Annotated in this window: 8 protein-coding genes; 4 read left to right on the forward strand and 4 right to left on the reverse strand. The window is 72.6% G+C overall.

Annotation, left to right across the window (positions count from 1 at the left end; all coding sequences use genetic code 11):
* Positions 1 to 113: 113 nt before the first annotated feature.
* The 3 genes from ACFWA9_RS17730 to ACFWA9_RS17740 all read right to left on the reverse strand — a co-directional run bounded on the left by ACFWA9_RS17730 (position 114) and on the right by ACFWA9_RS17740 (position 2,701).
* Positions 114 to 488, reverse strand: coding sequence for an RNA polymerase-binding protein RbpA (locus tag ACFWA9_RS17730; RefSeq protein ID WP_030396357.1), 375 nt, complete (start codon positions 486 to 488; stop codon positions 114 to 116).
* A gap of 280 nt (positions 489 to 768) precedes the next feature.
* Positions 769 to 2,391 (reverse strand): hypothetical protein, encoded by a 1,623-nt coding sequence (locus tag ACFWA9_RS17735; protein ID WP_380388102.1) that lies wholly within the window; start codon positions 2,389 to 2,391, stop codon positions 769 to 771.
* A gap of 115 nt (positions 2,392 to 2,506) precedes the next feature.
* Positions 2,507 to 2,701: a hypothetical protein gene (locus ACFWA9_RS17740; RefSeq protein WP_327674940.1), complete on the reverse strand. Its 195-nt coding sequence runs from the start codon at positions 2,699 to 2,701 to the stop codon at positions 2,507 to 2,509.
* Positions 2,702 to 3,130: 429 nt separating this feature from the next.
* Here ACFWA9_RS17740 and ACFWA9_RS17745 point away from each other — a divergent pair, with 429 nt between their 5' ends.
* From ACFWA9_RS17745 to ACFWA9_RS17755, 3 genes are read left to right on the forward strand one after another with little or no spacing between them, the layout of a single operon-like run.
* Entirely contained in the window at positions 3,131 to 3,547 is a 417-nt protein-coding gene (locus ACFWA9_RS17745; protein ID WP_329486509.1) for an ankyrin repeat domain-containing protein, read from the forward strand.
* A gap of 24 nt (positions 3,548 to 3,571) precedes the next feature.
* The gene (locus ACFWA9_RS17750; protein ID WP_380388104.1) at positions 3,572 to 4,111 is read left to right on the forward strand and encodes a GNAT family N-acetyltransferase; all 540 of its coding nucleotides are present in this window, start codon (positions 3,572 to 3,574) and stop codon (positions 4,109 to 4,111) included.
* Positions 4,112 to 4,169: 58 nt separating this feature from the next.
* A complete protein-coding gene (locus ACFWA9_RS17755) occupies positions 4,170 to 5,252 on the forward strand; it encodes a serine hydrolase domain-containing protein (RefSeq protein ID WP_380388106.1) in 1,083 nt (360 codons plus the stop codon).
* A 131-nt stretch (positions 5,253 to 5,383) separates the two neighbouring features.
* Here the strand turns inward: ACFWA9_RS17755 and ACFWA9_RS17760 are convergent, their stop codons facing one another.
* Positions 5,384 to 10,120, reverse strand: coding sequence for a LamG-like jellyroll fold domain-containing protein (locus ACFWA9_RS17760; protein WP_380388108.1), 4,737 nt, complete (start codon positions 10,118 to 10,120; stop codon positions 5,384 to 5,386).
* A gap of 506 nt (positions 10,121 to 10,626) precedes the next feature.
* Between ACFWA9_RS17760 and ACFWA9_RS17765 the strand changes: the two genes are divergently transcribed.
* Complete coding sequence (locus ACFWA9_RS17765; RefSeq protein WP_380388110.1) at positions 10,627 to 17,856, forward strand: RHS repeat-associated core domain-containing protein; 7,230 nt, start codon at positions 10,627 to 10,629, stop codon at positions 17,854 to 17,856.
* The last annotated feature ends 5 nt before the right edge of the window (positions 17,857 to 17,861 follow it).

Here is a 17,861-nt window from a genome sequence, read left to right on the forward strand (position 1 = left end):
GCCCCGGGGCATCAGCGCGCCGGGGCGGCCGCCGTCGAAGGGCCCGGACATGCGAAAGGGACCCTGGGGGCCAGGGTCCCTTTTCGCGTGCTCCCGCCGGGGCGGGAAACGGGTCAGGCGCTCTTGCGGGTGTCCCGCGGGTGTACCGCGAGGTTCATCCCTCCGGAGCGGAGTACGGCCAGCCGCTCGGCCAGCACCTCCTCCAGCTCCTCGCGCGTGCGGCGCTCCATCAGCATGTCCCAATGGGTACGCGTGGGCTTGGTCTTCTTCTCCTCAGGCTCGTCACCGTCGAGGAGTACCGCCTCCTGGCCGCAGAAGCGGCATTCCCAGGCCGAGGGGATCTCCGCCTCGACCGAGAAAGGAACCTCGAATCGGTGTCCGTTCTGACATGCGTACTCGACGGTCTGGCGGGGAGCCAGATCGATACCACGGTCGGTCTCGTAGCTAGTGGCCCCGAGTCGCGTGCCGCGGAGAGCTCGCTCGCTCATGAATCGTGCCTCCCGGGCTTATGGCCCACAGGACTAGTGGTCGCTGTTCTTCGTCGTTCGGTCAACGCTCGGCTTCCGACGAAGATTCCCGTCCCGGGACATGCGTCGTCTGTCGTGCCGCCCCTGTTTGTACCCACCGGCGCCCGATTTGTCACATCTGGCCGTGGATATCACCCCAGGTGTCACCTATTTCACATCTGGTGATCGGTCGGCCTTTCCACCACGAGCCTACCGGGACGGGATCCACCGCCCTACGTCGCCCCGCCCCGGCGGGCCCCTTTCAGGCCAGCGGCCGGAACCGCAGGGGCGCGTGCTCCTTGCCCAGGTCGACCGCCTGCGGCTGCTGGACCGGCTCGGCCACCGGTACCGGCGGCGGGCCGGCCGGGCGCGGCGGGACGTCGACCGGCGCGGCCGCCTCGGTCCGGGTGTCGCGGTGCGGGAGCAGGGCGATCACCGCCTCGCGCAGCTGGGCCGGGGCCTCCTCGTCCAGCGGGTCGACGGTGGCCGGCACCTGGAGGCGGACCGGTGTGCCGGTGCCGATCCGGGCGTAGCCGCGGCCGGCCGGGGCGTGCGCGGCGGGCACGATGTCCAGCGGCGCGCCGAGCGTGCCGTAGGACTCCTCGGGGCCGGTCGGGCCGAGTAGGACGCGGGCCCGGGTGGTGGCCCGCACGGTCGGGGTGATCCGGTCCCGGGCCTCGATGTCGTCGGCGAACACGACGGTGACCCGGGCGGCCCGGCCGTGCCGCAGCGGGAGCTCCAGCAGGTCCTGCGGGTCCGGCCGGCCCTCGGCGTGGGCCAGCTCGCTCAGCTCGGTCGGGTGGTCGAGCAGCAGCCAGAGCGGCCGGGTGACGTCCTCGGGCGCGGCCGCCCCCGCGTGCCGGGCGGCGTTCAGCGCGGTCAGCCGGCGCTCGGTCTCCTGGGCGACCCACTCCAGCGCGGCCAGCGCGCCGTGCAGGCTGGTCTCCACGGTGTGCACGCCGGGCCGGTTGACCAGGCAGGCGTGCTCGCCGGTGCCGGCGCCGTCGATCACCACCAGGTCGCCGTGGGGCAGCGCCTGGAGCGCGATCGACCGGATCAGGCTGGAGGTGCCGTAGCCGGTCACGCCGAGCGCCAGCAGGTGCGGCTCGCCCGAGCGGGGGCCGGTGCGCCAGACCACCGGCGGCTGCTGGGTGACGGCGCCGCCCTGGCCCACCGGGATGGTCCGGGCGCTGCCGGCCTCGTCGGTGAAGCCCAGCACGATCTCGCCGGGGGTGGTCACGAAGCGCTGGGCCGCGATGTCGGTGGGCAGCGGGGCCAGGGCGGCGATCCGCAGCCGGTTGGACTCCTCGTCCCAGTCGAAGCGGTACTCCCGGGCGCGGCCGGCCTTGCCCTGGACGACCTGCTCGATCCGGGCCCGGGCGGCGGGCTCGGTGTCGGTGAAGTAGGCCGGGTAGACCAGCTCCAGCCGGGAGAGCCGCCCCTCGGCGTCGAACTCCCAGGAGCCGAAGACGTCCTTGTAGCCGCCCTCGTGGTGGTAGAGCGGGCTGAGGTCGTCCGGCGAGGCGAGGTACGGGGTCAGCGCGGCGTACAGGGCGGTGAGCTTGACGTCGACGATGTCCGGCTCGGGCGGGCCCGCCGGGGCCTTGGGGGAGCGGCCGTTCCAGGCGGCGCTGGCCATCAGGGCCACCAGGGCGAACAGCAGCCCGTGCGGCAGCAGGTAGATGCCGAGCAGCATGGCGGCGACCAGGAAGACGGTCGGTCCGCGCCGGTCCTTCGGGGTGGCCTGCCAGCGGCTCTTGGCCCAGGCGACGTGGTGGCGCATCCCGCGCCCGATGACGGTCAGCGGCGCGAACATGTCGGAGGCGTGGTCGCCGGCCGTGCGGGCGAGGTCGCGGCCCTTGCTGAGGTGGCGGTTGAGCGGCATTCCTTGGCTCCCCGGGCGAGTGGGACGGTCGGGTTCAGGGGGTCGGCGTCGGGTGTACGACGGGGCCCGGGGGCGGTGGGATCCGCGCCCGGGCCCGTACGGGGGAGTGGCCGCGCTAGAACTTGAGGCCGCCGAGCAGGCTGGCCAGGCTGGCGCCGCCCGCGGTGATGCTCGGAGCGATCGAGGAACCGGCGATGTAGAAGCCGAGCAGGGCGCAGACGATCGCGTGGGAGACCTTTAGTCCGTCCCTGCGGAAGAAGAGAAAGGCGATGGTGCCGAACAGGACGATGCCGGAAATCGAGAGGATCACGCTCTGCTCCTCGGGGAGGGGGACAGGGACAGTGTCACGGAATGTGCCTTAATCGTGACAAAAAGTAATAGATGATGGAACGGTGCAAATGGGTGGTCTTCTCGGCCAATACCCGGATGGGCGCCGGGGGGAGGTATGCGAACCGCCCGGAACGGGGCCCGGCGGCCCCGTGTACCGGCGCGGCGAGGCATTCCCGGCGGGTGGCCGGGAAGGCACCGGGGGGACCGGGAAGTTCGCTCGAACGGCGGCGAAACCTTCCCGCCCGTGTGTCGTGTGGGGGAATGCCGCGGTCCGGTCGGCGTCCGCAGTCCGGACGCGCGCTGGATCGTCCGCGCACCGGGCCGCTACGGTGCGGTACGCGCGACCGACAGACCGAGAAGCTCCCGGGCGAGGCCCGGGGTGCTCGAGAACGCCCAGGAGAGGCCCGCCATGACCGACGCCGCCAGCCAGCAGCCCGCCGACGCCCCGGACTCCGAGGTGATCGAGCTGGCCGGGAAGCTCTTCGACGCGGCCCGGGCCGGTGACACCGACACCCTCGCCGCCTACGTCGACGCCGGCGCGCCCGCCAACCTGACCAACGACCGCGGCGACACCCTGCTGATGCTCGCCGCGTACCACGGGCACGCCGCCACCGTCACCGCCCTGGTGGCGCGCGGCGCCGACCCGAACCGGGCCAACGACCGCGGCCAGACCCCGCTGGCCGGCGCCGTCTTCAAGGGCGCCGAGGACGTGCTGACCGCCCTGCTGGCGGGCGGCGCCGACCCGACGGCCGGTACGCCGTCCGCCGTCGACACCGCCCGGATGTTCGGCAAGGAGGAGCTGGTCGCCCGGTTCGAGGGCCGCTGACCCGAGGTCGTAGTCTCTTCAACCATGGAGAGCATCACGGGGACCGCCGAGCTGCGGGACGGCAAGGGCGACCTCATCGAGATCCGCGTCACCGGCTACGGCCACCCGGACGCCCAGCGCCTCTCGGCGGAGGTGCAGGAGGAGTACGTCCGCCGCTACGGCGAGGGCGACCTCACCGAGCTGCACCCCGACGACTTCGAGGCGCCGGCCGGTCTGTTCCTGATCGCCTACCTCGACGGCGAGCCGGTGGCCTGCGGCGGCTGGCGCGCCAAGCAGGCCGGCCCGCACGGCCTGCGCGACGGCGACGCCGAGCTGAAGCGGATGTTCGTCGTCCCCCGGGCCCGCGGGCGGGGCCTCGCGCGGACGGTGCTGCGCCGCCTGGAGCAGACCGCCGCCGAGGCCGGCCGGACCAGGTTCGTGCTGGAGACCGGCACCGAGCAGCCCGAGGCGGTCGCGCTCTACGGATCCGAGGGCTACGACCCGATCCAGAAGTTCGGCATCTACCGCGACCACCCGCAGAGCATCTGCCTCGGCAAGGAGTTCGGCGGCGTGCCCGCCGTCTGACCGCCCGCCCGCTGGGTAGGCTCCGGGCGGACCGGTGGCCGAGCGGGCGGGGGCAGGCGTGGACGAGCAGCCGGTACGGGCCGCGGCCCCCGACCCGCCGGCCGTGGTCGGCGCCCCCGGCGGGGAGTTGGAGCGATTGGTGGAGGCGGGGCTGCGCCGGGTCGGCACGGGCGGCGTCTGGGCCGTCGGTGACGCCGGCGGCGGGCGGGGCCGGGGCTCCGTCGGGGTGCTCGGCCAAGGCCCGTACGAGGGGCTGGAGATGGGGCCCGACACGCTCTTCGACCTCGCCAGCCTCACGAAGATCGTCGCCCTCTGGCCGTGTGCGGGCGCGCTCCGGCAGGCCGGCCGGCTCCCGCTCGACCGCCCGCTCGGCGACTACTGGCCGCCGGCCGCCGGGCAGCCGACGGGGCGCGTGACGGTCCGTCAACTCCTCGCCCACACGGCCGGGTTGCCGCTGCGCACCGAGTTCGAGCAGCGCTACGGCCGGGACCGGGCGGCGATCCGGGCCGGCGTCGTCGCCGCCCCGCTGCACCGCCCGCCCGGCACCGCCGTCGAGTACACCGACCGTGCCGCCGTGCTGCTGGGCCACCTGGTCGAGGACCTGGCCGGCGCCCCGCTCGACGCGCTCGCCGAACGGCAGGTCTGGCGCCCGCTCGGCATGACCGACACCCGCTTCGGCCCGCTCGGTCCGGCGTCGGCCGCCCGCACCGCACCCACCGAGTACGACCGGGCCGTCGGCGCCCCGCTGCGCGGGGTGGTGCACGACCCGTCGGCCCGGCTGCTCGGCGGCGTCTGCGGCAACGCGGGCGCCTTCTCCACCGCCCGCGACCTCGAACGCTTCCTCACCGCCCTGGTCGACCCGCCGGCCGCGCTGCCCTGGGCCGGGCCCTGGATCGCCGAGTCGCTGCGCGAACAGACCGGCGGACTCGCCCCCGCGCGCGGCCTGTCCTGGCTCTGCGCCCCCGGCACCGACCCCGCCGACGGCACCTTCGTCCACTACGGCTTCACCGGCACCGGGATCTGGGTCTCCCGCCGGCTCGGCCGCTGGGCGCTGCTGCTCACCAACAAGGTGCACTACAGCCGCGAGACCCAGCCCCTCACCGACCTTCGCAACGCCTTCCGCCGGGCGGTCTTCGGCTAGCCGTCCGCAGCGGCGCCGCACAGCGGAACGTCGGCCTCCGGGACCGTTGGCGGGTCCCGGAGGCCGACGTCATGGACCGGCCCAGCGGGTCGGACGAGCTGGGTCCGACGAGCTGGATCGGACGAGCTGGATCAGACGAGCTGGGTCAGCACGGGCTGCTCCGAGTCGAGTGAGGCGACGGCGGCCGGGGAGAGCGCGCTGGTCCAGGTCTGGACGTCGCTGATCCGGCCGGGGAAGCTGTTCCCGTTCTTGGCCGAGCCGATGGTCAGGGGGCCGGTGGAGGCCCACGGCGTGGAGTTGACGGCGGTGGCCGCGAGCTTGCCGTTGACGTACAGGCTCATGGTCTGGCCGGGCGCGTCGTAGGTGGCGACCAGGTGGGTCCAGGTGTTGAGGGCCGGCGGCTTGCTCGCGAACGCGGCCGGGTAGGAGGCCGGTCCGGTCGAGTCGCCGGACGGCGAGACGAACGTCCAGGCGTTGAAGGCCTTCGAGTACTGCAGGTAGAAGGCGCTCACGCTGGTACCCGACTGGGCCGCCACGGTCGCGTAGTCGTTCGTCCCGGTCAGGTAGGCCCAGGCCGAGACGGAGTAGCTCCTGGCGGTGTCGACGACCGGGCCGCCGGTGGTGGCCAGCGCGTCGGTGGCGCCGGACAGGCCGAGGACGGTGCCGCGGGTGGTGTCGTTGACGAACGAGGCCGAGCCGGAGACGGTGAGGCTGTTGGCCGGCCGGATCTCGTCGGCGGAGTTGGTGAGCCTCCACCGGTCGGTGGGCCGGTGGACGTCGCCGAGCAGCACCGGGGCGTCGAACTGGGCGGTGTCGGTGGCCAGCGCCGCGGCGGCGGTGGCGGGCAGCGCGGACGGGACGATCACGACGTCGCCGACCGCGCCGGTCGCGTACTGGGCGTACCCGCCGGCCAGGACCCGCCGACCGATCTGGACCGGCCCGGTGGCGTTCCACTCGGTGCCGGCGTAGGCCGCGGCACCGGCCGCGGCGCCGTTGACGAAGAGCTGGAGCTGCTTGGTACCGGCGTCGTAGACCCCGGTCAGGTGGGTCCAGGTGTTGAGCCTGGGGCTGAGGCCGCCGGTGGTCGGGCCGTAGACGGCGTTGAAGGTGTCGACGGCCGAGTCGTCGACGTTGCGGCCGAACGCGAAGGCGTGCGCCCAGGCGGAGTAGTACAGCTGGAGGCCGACGTTGTTGGTGCCGCCCTGGCTGACGAACACGGAGGTGTTGGCCAGGTCGCCGGGCTTGACCCAGGCGGAGACGGTGTAGCTCTTGCGCGTGTCGACGGAGCCGGTGGCACTGACCGCGTAGCCGGTGCCGCCGGGCAGGTTCAGGACCGTGCCCCGGGTGGCGTCGGGGCCGACGGCCGCTCCGCCGGCCACGGTCAGGTCGTTGGCCCGCCGGCTGTCGGTGGTGTCGGTCAGCCTCCAGCGGTCGGCCGCCTGGGCGGCCGGCGTCCGGGCGCCCGGGAGCCGGGTGACGGTGCCGGTGGCGGACGTCCCGTACAGGTCGGGGTTGCCGTCGCCGTCGACGTCACCGGGGGAGGCCACGGTCGGGGCCAGCCGGTCGCCGAGGCCGGTCGGGAGGACCGGCTGGGCCGGCGGCAGGGCCTTGCCCGTGGTGGTCGCGGCCCAGACCTGCTCGGCGTGGTCGGTCAGGCAGTCCCAGAGGATCAGCTGGGTCTTGGGCGTGTTGGACGCCGCGGGGTCGGCCAGGCACCGGCCGGACTGCGGGTTGAGCAGCGAGCCGGCGAACGGACCGGGAACCCACTTCTGGGCGCCGGTGCCGTTGCAGTCCCAGAGCTGGACCGGGCTGCCGTTGTCGAGGCCGCCGCGGCTCACGTCGAGGCACTTGCCCAGCAGGTGGACGCTGCCGTCGGTGCCGAGGGCGGCGCTCTGCGCGTCGGTGGTGTTGCAGCTGTACATCTGCGCCGGCGTGCCGTTGGCGGTGTTCGAGCCGTTGATGTCCAGGCACATGTTCTTACCGGCGGTGTCGAGCACGCCGGAGGTCAGCGGGGCCCTGGTCGGAGCGGTGATCCGGGTGGTCGGGACGCCGTTGCCGTCGAAGGTCAGCGGGAAGCTGCTGACGGCGCCGGTGGCGTTCTCGCGGGCCCACAGGGTGGGGACGCCGTTCACCGTGCCCGGTGCGAGCAGGGTGGTGCGGGACCAGTCACCGGTGCCGATCTTCACGCCGGCGGCGAGGTTGCAGCCCGCCTGGTAGGTGCCCGGGAAGTACCAGAGCTCCGCGTTGTCGACCGTCACCAGGTCCGGTACGTCGGCCATCTGGGCGAGCTTGCCGGGTGCCAGGATCTGGGTGACCTTGTTCCAGGTGCCGTCCGAACCCTTGGCGGGGCAGCCCGCGGAGTTGTTGAGGGGGACGACGTTCTGGGTCAGCGTGAAGTGGCCCGTGGTGCCGCCCGCCGTGTTGGCGTCGTTCTGGTACAGGTACAGCTTGTGGGTCGTCTTCTGATAGGCGAACAGGTCGTCGGCCATGGCCGCGGTGAGGGTGCCGCGGTGGGCGACCAGGTAGTTGTTCCAGCCGGTGCCGTCGGGGCTGGTCGCCGGGGTGGAGATGGTCTCGAGGTCCTCGGTGGAGCCGCCGCCCGGGACGCGCACCAGGTCGCCGGCGGTCGTGGTGGCGGCGAGGTCCGGGACCCCGTCGCCGTTCAGGTCGCCCGGGGCCACCTTGGCGCTGGGGTCGAACGGGGCGAAGAAGCTGTACTGGGCGACGGTGCCCTGGGTGTTGCCGGCCTTGTCGACGGCGCGCACGAACAGCGTGTGGGTGCCCCACTGGGCGCTGCTCACGCTGATCGGGACGTCCGCGGTCGCGGTGCCGCCGGCCGCTTGGACGGCGGGGACGGACGGGCCGCCGCCGGGGATGTTGGCGTCCAGCGAGTACTCGAACCGGTCGATCCCGCTGCTGACGCAGCTGCCGCGGGTGCAGCCGCCCGGCACCGGGTCGTTGGCGGTGACCCGCACCTTGGCCCCGGTGGCGCCGGCGTGGCCGGTGGGCGTCCTGTCGCTGCCGAGCGGCGGGAAGGCCGCGTTGTCGGCGACCGTCGGGATGCTCGGCGGGGTCAGGTCGACGTTGAAGTAGCAGTAGGGGGAGCTGGGGCCGGTCAGGGTGCCGTCGCTGGCGATCATGTTCCAGCCGTACTGGTGGCCGTCCTCGACGGTGAAGCCGACGTTGTCGTAGACGGTGCCCCAGTTGCTCACCGACGCGCTCCACGGCCAGGACTTGCTGGCCGGGTTGCCACCGCCGTCGTTGGACATGTTGTCCCAGACGTGCGCCATGGCCTGGAGGTTGACACCGCTCATCTTGGTGGAGAGCCGGGCGTTCAGGGTGATGTTGGAGGCGCTGCCGGTGGTGCCGGAGTTGCCGATCCAGCCGATGTTCACGCCGTCGCAGCCGTTGCTGTCCGGGCTGTGCGGCTGCGGACTGACGCTGATCATGTCGGGGGCGTTGGGCGCGATGTCGAACACCGTGACCACGTACGGATTGGTGTTGAACCGCATGAAGTCGTTGTTGCCCGACGACTTGGTCTCGTTGCCGAAGATGCCGACGGTCCAGTTGGAGTTGTGGCCGACGAGCTTCTGCATCTGGCCGGTGACGTTGAACACGGCCTCGTGGTTGCCGCAGTGGTTCGAGATGTTGGAGCTCTTCGGGTACTGCGCGCCGCCGAGCCACCCGTCGCCGGTCACCCAGGGCTGCTTGGACCACTTGGTGTCGGTCGCGAGCTCGCTGACGGTGGCCAGGGACACCGGCGCGGTGTGGTTGCAGTCGAAGGACGCACCGTAGGTCTCGGTGATGTGGAACTCCGACCGGGAGACCACCATGTCACCGGTCAGGTTGCTGGTGTCGATCTGGTAGAAGGACCGGTACAGGCCCTGGCAGTCGTTCCAGTGCTGGTAGCCGGCGCCCTGGCCGTTGTCCTGCGGCTCGTCGTAGGCGACGATGCCGGGGCAGCCCTCCCGGACCGTGGCGTAGTGGCTGGTGCCGTTGGTCACCGGGCTGACCGAGGGGTCGATGTACAGCGGCCACACGGTGTCCGGGCCGGTCAGCAGCCCCGCGTCGGGTACCAGGGTCAGTGCGCCGGCCTCGGCCGTCACGGCGATCCGCTTGAGCTGCGCGCCGGTGCCGGGCTCGCGTTCGGTGGAGCGGGTGGGGGCGGCCGCGGCGGGCGGCGCCTCGTCGACGCGGGCCGACCTGAGCTCGCCCTTGCGCGCCGCCGGGGCGGGTGCTTCGGCGGGCCGCGCCGCGACCGTGCCGGCGGTGGTCGAGGAGTCCCACATGACCGGGGTCGGCGCGGTGAACGCCGTCGTCCCGTCGGCGGTCCGCGCGGTGACGGAGCCGTTCTCGTCGGCGGCCACGGTCAGCCCGTCGCTGGTGGCGACCGCGAGCTTCAGGGACTTCAGCGCCGGGTCGGCGGCGGCCGTGGCGTCGTGGACGACCAGGACCTCGCGCAGGCCGCCCTGGTCGTTGGCGATGACCCGCAGGTCGACGCCGGGCAGGACGTTGCCGTAGGTCGCGCTGTCACCCGTGACGGCCGGAGCGGGCAGGGCGACCGGGAAGGTGACGGAGAGCCGGCGGCCCTTGGCGTCGGTGAGCGTGGCCAGCGGGCCGGAGCCGCCGCCGGAGAGGGCCAGCCCGGCCGGGGTGGCCCTCGGCGAGAAGGTGCCGTCGCCGTTCCTCCCCAGGGTCGCGTCCACGGCCGACCAGGAGCCGTCGCGCTTCACCCGGACCGGCTGGACGTGGTCGGTCAGCGTGAAGGTGCCGTCCGCGTTGGCCACCGTCTGGGTCGTCTCGGAGGTCAACTCCTCGACCGCGACCGGCTTCCGCTCCTTCTTCGCGCGTTCGGAGGCCGCCCTCATCGGTGAGTCGGAGGCGGCGGGCCGGTCCGCGGGCCGGTCGTCGGCCAGGGCCGGGCCGGCGGTGCCGAGTATCAGGCCGGCGAGCGCCGCCGTCAGCGCGAGCCGACGTCCTGGCGATCGCGTCCCACCGCGTGGGACGCGGGTGTTTTCCCCCACGAAAGATCCTTCGAATGTGTCTGGTGCCCGCGACCGTTTCGCGGGGGGATTCACAACCCCCCTGGCGGGCAGTGGATTTGGCCACATCGCAGGCATCGGACGCCTGACCCGTCGAAACCCCTGGGTCGGGTGTGATTGTTGTGAGCGATGTGACTGCCGGGGAAGGGTATTGCCGGTGATGCGCGTGTGGCAATACGGTTCGCCCTGGCCAGGGGCGGGATCGCGTGATGGCGCATCAGCCCCGGGGCCGTCCAAAACTGTTAATAGGGGGATGATTCACGATGCGCGCGAAAGTGCGATGGTCTCGTGCTGCCCGGGGGAGGGGATGGGCGAGACGGGGGACGGTCGCGATGGCGACGGTTGCCGCGTTCTCGCTGGCGACGCCGCTGGCGGTGGCCACCGACGTCCTCGTAGGCCCCTACCGCTACACCGGCGAGATATGGTCGGCCGACCCGCTCCCCCAGCAACCGAAGGTGCCCGGGGGGCCGGTGGGCGCGGCGCGCCCCGCCCCGAAGCCGGCCGTTCCGAAGGGCGCCCGGGAGCTCCGGACGCACACCCCGGAGGCGGCCCGCTGGCCCGGCGGCTCCACCGCCACCGTCGACCTCACCGGTTCGCCGGCCACCGGGCGCCCGAAGGCGGGCGGTACCCCGGTCTCGGTGTCCGCCGTCCCGACCTCGGCGCTCGGCCCGCGGTCCGGGCGCCTGATCGCCCCGGTCGCCCCGGTCGCGCCGCTCTCCTCGGTCGAGGTCCGGCTGGCCGACCGGAGCGGCGCCAAGGCCGCCGGCGTCGACGGGCTCCTGGTCGGACTGGCCCGCGGTGACGGCAGGCCGGGGGTGGGCGGCGTCTCGGTGTCGCTCGACTACAGCTCCATCGAGCAGGCGTACGGCGGCGGTTGGGCCTCCCGGCTGCGGCTGGTCGCGCTGCCGGGCTGTGCACTGACGACGCCGCAGCGCGCGGAGTGCCGCCGGCAGACGCCGATCGAGTTCACCAACGACCCGCGGGCCCGGACGCTGTCGGGTACGGTCGCGGTCGCCTCCGCCGCGCGGACCGGTACGAGCGGCTTCGCCGCCGCGTCGTCGGCCGCGCGCTCGGCCGGCGCCACCATGGCGGTCGCGGCGGTCGCCGGCTCCGGCGGCTCGCAGGGCGACTACGGGGCGACCTCGCTGTCCGCCTCGGGCGCCTGGACGGCCTCCGCCTCCGGCGCGTTCACCTACGCCTACCCGATCACCGTGCCGCCGTCGCTCGGCGGCGCCGCGCCCGCGGTCACCCTCGCCTACGACTCGCAGTCGGTGGACGGCGAGACCTCGGCCCGCAACTCGCAGTCCTCGTGGATCGGTGACGGCTGGGGCTACAGCCCGGGCTTCATCGAGCGCTCCTACAAGGCGTGCAAGGACCAGGGCATCGAGGACTCCGGGGACGAGTGCTGGGGCGGCTGGAACGCCACGATCTCGCTCGGCTCGCACACCGGCGAGCTGCTCCGGGACTCCTCGGGCGGCTACCGGCTGCAGAACGACGACGGCACGAGGATCGAGCGGCTGACCGGGGCCACCAACGGCCTCTGGCAGGGCGAGTACTTCAAGGTCACCACCACCGACGGCACCGCGTACTACCTGGGCCTGAACCACGCGCCGGGCACCACGTCGGACACGGCGACCAACAGCGCCTGGGGCGTGCCGGTCTACCACCCGAAGGCGGAGGACCCGTGCCACGACTCCGCCGACGGCAATGACTCGCGGTGCGACCAGCCGGTCGGCTACCGGTTCAACCTCGACTTCGCCGTGGACCCGCACGGCAACGTCCAGCGCTACGACTGGTCGACCGAGTCCAACTACTACAACATGGGCTACGGCCAGGTCGCCAAGGACGACAAGGGCGGCACCCTCACCCAGTACACCCGGGGCGGCCGCCTCACCCAGATCTCCTACGGCTACCAGCTGACGGACGCGCAGGCCGGCCGCGAGCCCGCCGCCAAGGTCGTGTTCAACGCGGCGCAGCGCTGCACGACCTCCGACAGCGTCTGCACCCTCGACAACCTCTCGCGGGACACCGCGACCAACTGGCCGGACACGCCGTACGACCTGACCTGCCTCGCCACCGACAAGAACAAGGTCGAGGACGACGACACCGACGGGGTCTGCCTCACCGGCGGACCGACCTTCTGGTCGACCTTCCGGCTGAAGTCGGTGGACACCAAGGTCCGTACCGGCTCCGGCTGGCAGGACGTCGACAGCTTCGAGCTGAAGCAGGTCTTCTCCGACGCCGGCGGCACCTACGACCCGGTCACCGGCAAGACCCAGGACCCGACGAACGCCGGCGCCCTGCAGTCCGTGATGTGGCTCTCCGAGATCGTCCACACCGGCCGGGACACCTCCGCCGGCGGCGGCGGCCCGCTCACCCTCGACCCGGTCACCTTCACCGGCATCGAGATGGACAACCGGGTCGACGGCCTCTCTCCGGCCGCCCCGCCGCTGTTCCACCCGCGCGTCTCCAGCATCCAGACCGAGACCGGCGAATCCGTCGCGGTCACCTACCGGGCGCCGGAGTGCTCGCGCGAGAAGAACACCATGCCGGCCTCGGCCGACGCCAACACCATGGCCTGCTACCCGGTCTGGTGGACGACGCCCGGCGGGAAGGACCCGATCGAGGACTGGTTCCACAAGACCCTGGTCGCCCAGGTCACCGACAGCGACCGGACGAAGGCCGGCTCGCCGGCCAAGGTGACCAACTACGCCTACAGCGACGGCGCCGCCTGGCACCGTGACGACTCCGACCTGACCGACGACCAGCACCGCACCTGGAACCAGTTCCGGGGCTACCGCACCGTCACCACCACCACCGGCGCCGCGCCGGACCCGATCACCCAGAGCGTCGTCTCCTACCTCCAGGGCATGGACGGCGACTACAAGGCGGACGGGACCAGGCGCACCGCCAAGGTGCGGAACTCGCTCAACGAGGAGATCACCGACAACCCCTGGTCGGCCGGCGCCCCCTACGAGACGCAGACCTTCACCAAGGCCGGCGGCAGCGTCGTCGCCAAGACGCTGGCCGACCCGCCGACGGTCGCCGAGACCGCCAGTGCCGCCCGGACGGCCTGGACCTCGGAGGACCCGGCACCCGCGAAGCTGTCCACGCTCCCCGACCTGAAGGCCCACCAGGTCCGTTCGACCTCGGCCCGTTCGCTGGGCCTGCTGTCGGACGGCTCGTGGCGGACCGTGCAGACCGTGACCACCATGGACGACCTCGGCCGTGTCCACCAGGTCGACGAGAAGGGCGACCTGGCGGCCTCGGGGCAGCAGACCTGCACCACCACCGGCTACGCCCCGGCGCCCGCCGCCAATCCGATGATGCTGATCTACCCGAGCGAGGTCCTCACCGTCGCCGGGCCGTGCGGCACCACACCCGGCGGGACCACCACGCTCTACGGCAAGCGCTTCTTCTACGACGGCGCCGCCGGAGTGCCGGACCCGGCCGCCTACGGCGTGCTCGGCCGCAACGGCAGCTCGCTCGGGCTGGTGACCGGCACCCAGTCCATCAAGTCGTACACCGCCCCCGGGCAGCCGTCCTACCAGTCGCTCGGCGGGCTGGAGTACGACAAGTACGGCCGCGTCACCAAGACGGTGGACGCGGTGGGTGCCGCGACCACGACCGCCTACCTCCCGGCCGACGGCGTCCTCCCGGACTCGCTGTCGACCAGGAACCCGTTGGGCTGGGTGGCCACCAGCACGATCTCGGTGGCGCGCGGCGCCGTCACGCACGCCGTCGACGTCAACGGCCGGATCACCGACGTCGAGTTCGACGCGCTCGGCCGCCGCACCAAGGTGTGGACGCCGGGCCGCAGCAAGGCGACCCAGAGCCCCGACCGCAAGTTCGGCTACGACGTGCACGGTGCCGGCGACAAGCCGGACCCCTCCGCCGTCACCACCGAGACCCTGCGCGAGAACGGCTCGTACAACAAGTCCGTCACCTACTACGACGGGCTGCTGAGGCCGCGGCAGAGCCAGACCACGACCGCGGACAACTCCGCCGGGCGCCTCGTGTCGTCGAGCTTCTACGACTCGCACGGCTGGGCCGTCTCCAACATCGCCCCCTACACCGACGCCGCGCACGAGGCGGGCACCGGCATGTGGGCGGAGACCAACAACACCGGCCCGTCGGTGACCAGGACCGCCTACGACGGACAGGGCAGGCCGGTCTCGGTCCAGCAGGTCTCGTTCGCCAGCACCCTGTGGCAGTCCGGCACGTCCTACCCGGGTGCCGACCGCGTCGACACCACGGTCGGTGCGGCGCGCACGACGACCTACACCGACGGCCTCGGCCGCACCACCTCGACCGTCGTGCACGACGACACCCCCGACCGGAAGCTGACCGCCGGCACGGTGATCGCCTCGGGCACGTCGGTGGTGTCCAAGAGCGTCCGGCTGGCGATGCGGGCGGACGGGAACCTGGTGCTGACCGGGCTCGCCGACGGCCGGACGCTCTGGTCCTCGGGCACGTCCGGCAACCCGGGCGCCGTGGCGGTGATGCAGGCCGACGGCGACTTCGTGATCCAGAACGCGACCAGGACGGCCCGGCTCTGGAGGAGCGGCACGACCGGTGCCACCGGCGCCTACCTCATGGTCCGGGGCGACGGCGTGGTCGCGGTGTCCAACGCGTCTAACGCGGTCGTCTGGTCCACCGGGCCCGCCGGCGCCGTCGGCAGCGCCGACGTCACCACCAGCTACACCTTCGACGCCAGGGGCGACGTCGCGTCGGTCAAGGACACCGCCGGCAACGTCTGGAGCTACACCTACGACCTGCGCGGTCAGCTGGTGTCGCAGACCGACCCCGACAGCGGCACCTCGGTCAAGGAGTACGACGACCTCGGCCGGCTCGCCAGGGCGCGGGACGGCCGGGGCCAGTGGCTGTCGTACGTCTACGACGGCATGGGCCGCACCACCGCGAAGTACGCGGGGACCAGCACCACCGACCAGACGAAGCTGCTCGCCGAGTGGAGCTTCGACGCCAAGGCCAAGGGCTACCCCGACGCCACGACGCGGTACGTCAACGGCCGCGCCGGCGACGCCTACGTCACCCGGATCGACGGGTACACGACCGCGTACCAGCCGACCGGCAGCACGGTGACCGTCCCGGCGGGCGAGGGCAAGCTCGCCGGCACGTACACCACGGCCGCGAGCTACACCGACACCGTCGGCCTGCTCGGCTCGACGACCTTCGGGGCCGCGGGCGGTCTGGCCGAGGAGACCGTCGGCTTCGGCTACAACCTCCAGGGCGGCCTGGTCTCCATGGGCTCGCCGACCACCCCCTACGTCAACACCACCAGCTACAGCCCGCTCGGCCAGGTCCTGCAGACCACCATCGGCACCCCGACCAAGCAGCTGCGCACCGCGCAGACCTACGACCAGGTCACCGGCCGGCTGGCCACCAACCGGGTCACCCTGCAGACCAACACCGCCAACCCGATCTCCGACACCACCTACGGCTACGACCAGGTGGGCAACCTCACCACCGTCTCCGAGACCCAGTCCTCGGGCGGTGCCGACCGGGTCACCGACACCCAGTGCTTCAGCTACGACGCACTGCGCCGGCTGACCACCGCCTGGACCGACACGAAGGGGATCACCAGCCCGACGGCCGGGCAGCTCGCCGCCTGCAAGACCAGTACGCCCGGTCCCTCGACCATCGGCGGCCCGGCCCCGTACTGGACCGACTGGCAGTACGACCTGCTCGGTGACCGCACGCTCCAGGTCAAGCACGACGTGACCGGCAACGCGGCCAAGGACACCACGCAGTCCAGCAGCTACCCGGTGGCCGGCGCGACGCCGACCACCCGGCCGAACGCGGCGACCGGGATCGTCACCTCGAACCCGACGACCGGCACCAGCACGCTCACCCCGACGTACGACAACGCGGGCAACACCACCAGGCGGGTCGGCACCGGAGCGGCGCCGCTCGACCAGGTCATCAGCTACGACGCCGAGGGCGCGACCTCCGGCATCACCACCGACGGGAAGGAGACCACCTACCTCTACGACGCCGACGGCGCGCTGCTCCTGCAGCGCGGGCCCACCAGCACCACGCTCTACCTGTTCGGCGGCACGGAGCAGCTCACCCTCGACAAGGCCACCAAGGCCGTCAGCGCCCTGCGGTACTACAGCTGCCCCGACGGCACGACCATCGTCCGGGCGAGCAACGGCACCATCAGCTACCAGCCGACCAATCCGCAGGGCACCGCCCAGCTCCAGGTCGACGCCAAGACGCTGGCGATCACCCGCCGGGCCTACGACCCGTACGGCAACCAGCGCGGTCCCGCCCCGGCCTCCTGGGCGGACAACCACGGCTTCCTGGGCAAGCCGGCCGATCCGACGACCGGCCTGGACCTCCTCGGCGCCCGCCAGTACGACCCGGTGCTCGGCCGCTTCCTGTCGGTGGACCCGGTCTTCGAGGCCGGCGATCCCAACCAGATGGGCGGCTACACCTACGCCGCGAACAACCCGGTCTCGGGCAGCGACCCGACCGGGCTGTGGTGGAGCCTCGACGACATCGGGGGCTTCTTCACCGGCGTCGGCGACTCCGTCGTCGGCGACCCGTGGCAGTGGAGCGTCAACACCCTCTCGGACGGGTGGAACGCCGCCGCGGACTGCTACAACGGGGACAACGAAGTCTTCAACGAGATCTTCGACTACGAGAACGACACCCCGTACAAGCTGGGCCACACCGGTTACGTCGACGACGACCCGCTGGCCGAGCTGTTCGACACCGACTCCAGCTCCACCGCCTACGTCGCCGGTCAGTGGACCGGCACCATCGGCTCGCTGGCCATCGACGGCGTCGGCCTCGTCAAGGGCACCATCTGGGGCTTCAAGAGCGCCAAGGCCATCAAGCTCGCGATGTCGGAGGGCGACGGCTTCATCAGCGCGGTCCGGAAGTTCGTGGACGGCGACCTGCCGACCACGACCGCCCCGCAGGCGGAACCCGCGCCCACCACACCGAAGACGGAGGGCCCCAGCAACCCGAAGTCGGGCACCGGCAAGGAGCCCGGCGAACCCGGCGGCGGGGGCAAGGCCGACAAGGCGCCCGAGGGCGGGAAGGGCTCCGGCGACGGCGGTGGCGGCGAGCCCGCCGCGACCGGAGACACGCCCACCGGCACCGGCGGCACGCCGGGCGGTGGCGGCACCTCCGCCGCCGCGACCGGCGGGGGGTCCGAGGCGGCGGCCCGGACCGGCGTCAGCATCAAGTCGGTGCGCATCGCACTGGGCCGGGCCGGGATGAGCGTCAAGGGGTACGACATCGTCCACATGCCGAAGATCGAGCACCCCAACTCGATCGCCCTCGGCAACAGCCCCTACACCGGGAAGGGCAACGGGAACGCGCTGCGGGTCGCCGTCGTCGGGCCGAACAAGCTCCCGCTGATCGAGATCAGTACGGACGGGCTGCGGGACATGGAGACGGCCCTCAAGACGATCCTCCACGAGCTCTACCATCACAAGAACGGCCACATGCCCGACATGGAGGCCCAGGCCGAGGCCTACGCGGACAAGCGCTACGCCGAGTACCTCCGCCGGACGAAGGGGAGGAAGTAGGAGAG

It is taken from the genome of Kitasatospora sp. NPDC059973 (assembly GCF_042737525.1).
Taxonomy (GTDB): domain Bacteria; phylum Actinomycetota; class Actinomycetes; order Streptomycetales; family Streptomycetaceae; genus Kitasatospora.